This window comes from Blautia sp. 1033sp1_1033st1_G9_1033SCRN_220408, assembly GCF_040929965.1.
GTDB classification, from domain to species: Bacteria; Bacillota; Clostridia; order Lachnospirales; family Lachnospiraceae; genus Blautia_A; species Blautia_A ammoniilytica.
This window is the reverse complement of sequence record NZ_JBFKZO010000048.1, coordinates 1-3854: the sequence shown is the minus strand read 5'-3', so window position 1 is coordinate 3854 and position 3854 is coordinate 1. Positions and strand designations below refer to the sequence as shown.

The 3854-nt window shown below is 40.0% G+C and carries 7 protein-coding genes; 2 read left to right on the top strand and 5 right to left on the bottom strand.

The window, feature by feature from the left end:
* The 5 genes from AB5916_RS17330 to AB5916_RS17310 all read right to left on the bottom strand — a co-directional run.
* Positions 1–275: relaxase/mobilization nuclease domain-containing protein (locus AB5916_RS17330; RefSeq protein ID WP_347058618.1), on the bottom strand; the 275-nt coding region annotated here is incomplete at its 3' end.
* A complete protein-coding gene (gene mbpA / locus AB5916_RS17325; RefSeq protein ID WP_004327437.1) occupies positions 272–571 on the bottom strand; it encodes a mobilization protein MbpA in 300 nt (99 codons plus the stop codon). The genes mbpA and AB5916_RS17330, both read right to left, overlap by 4 nt.
* A 306-nt stretch (positions 572–877) precedes the next feature.
* The gene (locus tag AB5916_RS17320) at positions 878–1060 is read right to left on the bottom strand and encodes a hypothetical protein (RefSeq protein ID WP_008671561.1); all 183 of its coding nucleotides are present in this window, start codon (positions 1058–1060) and stop codon (positions 878–880) included.
* A gap of 29 nt (positions 1061–1089) precedes the next feature.
* Positions 1090–1359 (bottom strand): Txe/YoeB family addiction module toxin, encoded by a 270-nt coding sequence (locus AB5916_RS17315; protein ID WP_008671563.1) that lies wholly within the window; start codon positions 1357–1359, stop codon positions 1090–1092.
* A complete protein-coding gene (locus AB5916_RS17310) occupies positions 1352–1618 on the bottom strand; it encodes a type II toxin-antitoxin system Phd/YefM family antitoxin (protein WP_008671564.1) in 267 nt (88 codons plus the stop codon). Before AB5916_RS17310 ends, AB5916_RS17315 begins: the two co-directional genes overlap by 8 nt.
* 404 nt (positions 1619–2022) lie before the next feature.
* On the opposite strand from AB5916_RS17310, the gene AB5916_RS17305 reads away from it, so the two are divergent.
* Positions 2023–3048, top strand: a complete 1026-nt coding sequence (locus tag AB5916_RS17305) for a replication initiation protein (protein WP_368192094.1) — start codon at positions 2023–2025, stop codon at positions 3046–3048.
* An 80-nt stretch (positions 3049–3128) separates the two neighbouring features.
* Entirely contained in the window at positions 3129–3824 is a 696-nt protein-coding gene (locus AB5916_RS17300) for a hypothetical protein (RefSeq protein WP_172733424.1), read from the top strand.
* Positions 3825–3854 lie beyond the last annotated feature (30 nt).

The window sequence follows — 3854 nt, the reverse complement described above, 5'->3', positions numbered from 1 at the left end:
TGCATGAAGTCGTTACCAAGTTCCGCCCAGTCCGCATCCGTAAAGGTGGCGCTTTCCTCTATCGAGGGGCTGACCTCGAAACGTAGGCAGTTGTTTTTTACGTTCGGAAAATCAATGTGATACGGTTTCATTTCCTGCACCATTTCCGCACCAGTACACCCATAAAGTTCATGCCGGGCTATCTCGGTGGCTACTGCCTGCCCGTTTATCTCTTTGGCGAGGTCGTACTCCAATGCCGCCACACCATGTGATATGCTTTTCCCTTTCCCTATCATCGTGAGAGTATTTTTTTGAGCTCTGTAATTAGTGCCCGGTTCTCCTCGAACACTTCCCGGTACTGGCGACCACCGAAGTAGTTGTTCAGCCGTTGGAGCGTTCCTTTCAACTGGGCTATGTCCCGGAGAAGCTGCCGTTCCTCCTCGGTGTACCTCTCCCTTGGGCGCCCCCCAAGGGACAAACTCCGGCAGTATTCCGATACGCTTAGACTGCACCGGGCTGCCTGCTCCGCAAGTGCGTCCTTTTCAAGTTCGGTACACCGGAATGTAATCTTTTCGTTCCGTCTTAGTTCCATGCCACAAAGGTAATCTTAAAATCTTTTTGAGCAAAGCGAGAAAAGCAAGAATTGTCCGACAAGGACACTTCTTGCTATATATACACATGCCGCATGGGAATACACACAACGCTGACACGCTGCATAGGCACACATTTTTTTCTCTTTTTCCTGCCTTTTTCACAACGGAATACGGAGAACTGTCAAGGGGACGGGCTGGAAAAACCGCACGAGCCTGCGAGCGCAGGATTTTTCCGGATCCGGACTTGCGAAGCCCTTGACGGTTACGGAGTATGGAGTTACATTTGCAGACAAAAAAGAGAAAAATTACTTATTCAGTAATACTTTTTCTTTCGCGGTTAAGTTCTCCAATTCTTCATCACTTATAGGAATAACAGTATAGGTTTTCCCCTCGTGATGAATAAGTACATTGTCGCCTTTACTCGCCAAATCAAGCATTTCCTCTATTCGGTTAGCAAATTCCTCGGATGTAAGATTTATAACTGCCATATCTTTAATTTTTACATTGTTTTTTTACGTCATTTATCGTCATAGTGCCCCCAAACAGAAATAACAAAAACAACAATGGTGGTTTCGTTCACCGTATATCTAATACGGTTTTTCTTATCAAGTTGCCTTGACCATACACCCTGCAAATACTTCAACTGTTCGGGGTGTCCAGTCCCGGTGTATGGATGTTCTTTCAGCTCATCCAATAGCCTCTCTAACTTTTTGAAGAGTTGCGGAGAGGACTTTCTTAGCAACAGTACATGTTTTGCAGCTTCTTTTGAAAATTCTATCTCATACATTGCACTCATCCTCTATACGGTTCAAAAAATCATCTAATGATTCATCCTTCCGCATTTTAAAAGTTCGTCCCTGCTTAATATCCTCAATACCCCTCTGAATAGCCTCCAATTCTTCCCTTGAGGGGAAATCCTCTTCCGTAGCCGCATATACGACTATGGGGGCGGCATTACGACGGGAAACAAAGATTGTCTCTTTTTCAGCCAGTTCAAAATATTTCTTCTGATTGGCACGAAATTCACGCGTTGTAATTATCTGCATAATATTTATATATTTGATTTACACCGCAAATATAGCTATAAAAGTTCAACCTCCAAATTATTTGTGTACCTATTTGTGTACACGCCATTAAAAGCCATATTCAAGCCTACCGCCCGTTGGTTGGTGTTGCTTTGCTTTTTCCCCTCTTTTCGAGTTGATTTTCAGCCTTTTTCCCTTTAAATTCCCCTTGTCTGTTATAAGCATCGTCTGTAATATGCTCTATCACTTTTGCGGAAACACCGATAAATAAAGGGATTAAAACATGTGTTTCCCTACACTTTGGGAGTTTTAATCCTACACTTTGGGAGTTTTTAAGACGAACTTTCCCTACACTTTGGGAGTTTTACCCTTCTTTTTTTGTTTATATGTAGGTATTTTATATCTTTGCAGCAAATCAAATAGTTATGAAAAAGAAGCTACCTATTACCAAAAATAAAGACGTAGTTGTATCATGGGTATATACATGGTCCAAACAGCAAGACATGTCCATACACGAACAAAGAATAGTTCTTCGCATACTGGAAGCCTGCCAGGCTGAACTAAAGGGAGTAAAGCTGAAAGATTATGCAGGCACGAAACGCAAATTTGAGCATGGACTTTGGGATGTTGATGCGCAAATGCATGTGTCTGACGTTATTTTTTCCGGACGTGACTACAACGAAATCATAGCCGCACTCGATTCTTTGGCAGGACGTTTTTTTACTTACGAAGATGACGAGGAATGGTGGAAGTGCGGATTTATATCTAACCCAAAATATAAAAAACGCACTGGCATTATAACCTTTCGTGTGTCTAACGACCTTTGGGATGTGTTTACCAAGTTCGCCAAGGGGTACAGAGAATTTGAGTTAAACAAGGCTCTTGCGCTACCTACTGGGTATTCCCTTAGGTTTTACATGTTAATGAGTGGGCAGGTGTACCCTTTGGATATATCCCTTGAAAACTTGAAAGACCGTCTTGGCATACCTGCGGACAAATACAAGGACAAGAACGGAAAAGACAGAATCGACAACTTCGAGGAAAGAGTATTAAAACCAGCAAAGGCTGCGCTTGATGAAAGCTGCCCATACACATTCAACTACGTAAAAGTGCGTGAAAACCCTAACAACAAACGTAGTAAAGTAACTGGATTTAGATTTTACCCTGTATATCAACCTCAATTCAGGGATGAAGAACTGGAAGTAAAAGAACTTCAAGCGAAAGTAACGGCACGCCACCAAATAGATAGTCATGTGTACGAATATCTCCGTTATTCCTGTGGTTTCACTTCGGAAGAAATAAACCGGAACAAGGAAACGCTTATAACAGCACAGGAAAAAATAGCCGACCTTATAGGAGAACTGGCTATTCTAAACGGAAAATCACGAGAGAAGAACAACCCTAAAGGGTGGATTATAAACTCTCTCAAAGGGAAAATAAAAGACAGCTAAGCAACTAAAAGTGCTTCCCTAAATGTCATATTTTCAAATCATTTTCTAAATTTGCAATTGTAATCTTTAAATATTTATTCATGAAGAAGAAAAATTCACTGTTATTTATACTGCTAATGTACTCTTTGACAATGTTAGCACAGAAAGATATAACAAAATTTATGGGAATCCCCGTAGATGGATTTAAAAAAGATATGATTCAGAAACTTAAAGCTAAAGGGTTTGAATACGACAATGAAATCGATCTTTTAACTGGTGAATTTAATGGCGAAAAAGTAAATATTTTTATCGCCACTCAAAGCAATAAAGTATGGAGGATTGTCGTAGCTGATGCGATAGAAAGGAACGAGCATGATATTAAAATTAGATTCAATAACCTTTACGACCAATTCAACGATAACCCTAAATACGTTCCTAAATTGGAAGATAACGATTATATTTCTGAAGACATTAATCTTGCATATGAAATGAAGGTTAGAAACAAAAGATTTGAAGCTGGATTCATGCAAATGACAAATCCCAAAAGTCCTCAAAACTCACCAGAAAAGATACAACAAGAATTAACTCAAAAAATAAGCGAGATATGTCCAACCGAAGAATTTATAAGAAAATCAGAAAAAGAAAAAGAGGACATAACCAAAGAAGCAGCAATGAACATCGTACAAGAAGCTGCAATGCGCTCCGTATGGTTTATGATTAGTGAAAAATATGGCAAATTCTCACTAATTCTTTTTTACGATAACGAATATAATAATGCTCATGGGGAGGACCTCTAAAAAACAAATAGACGAAGTACACTTTTGTAC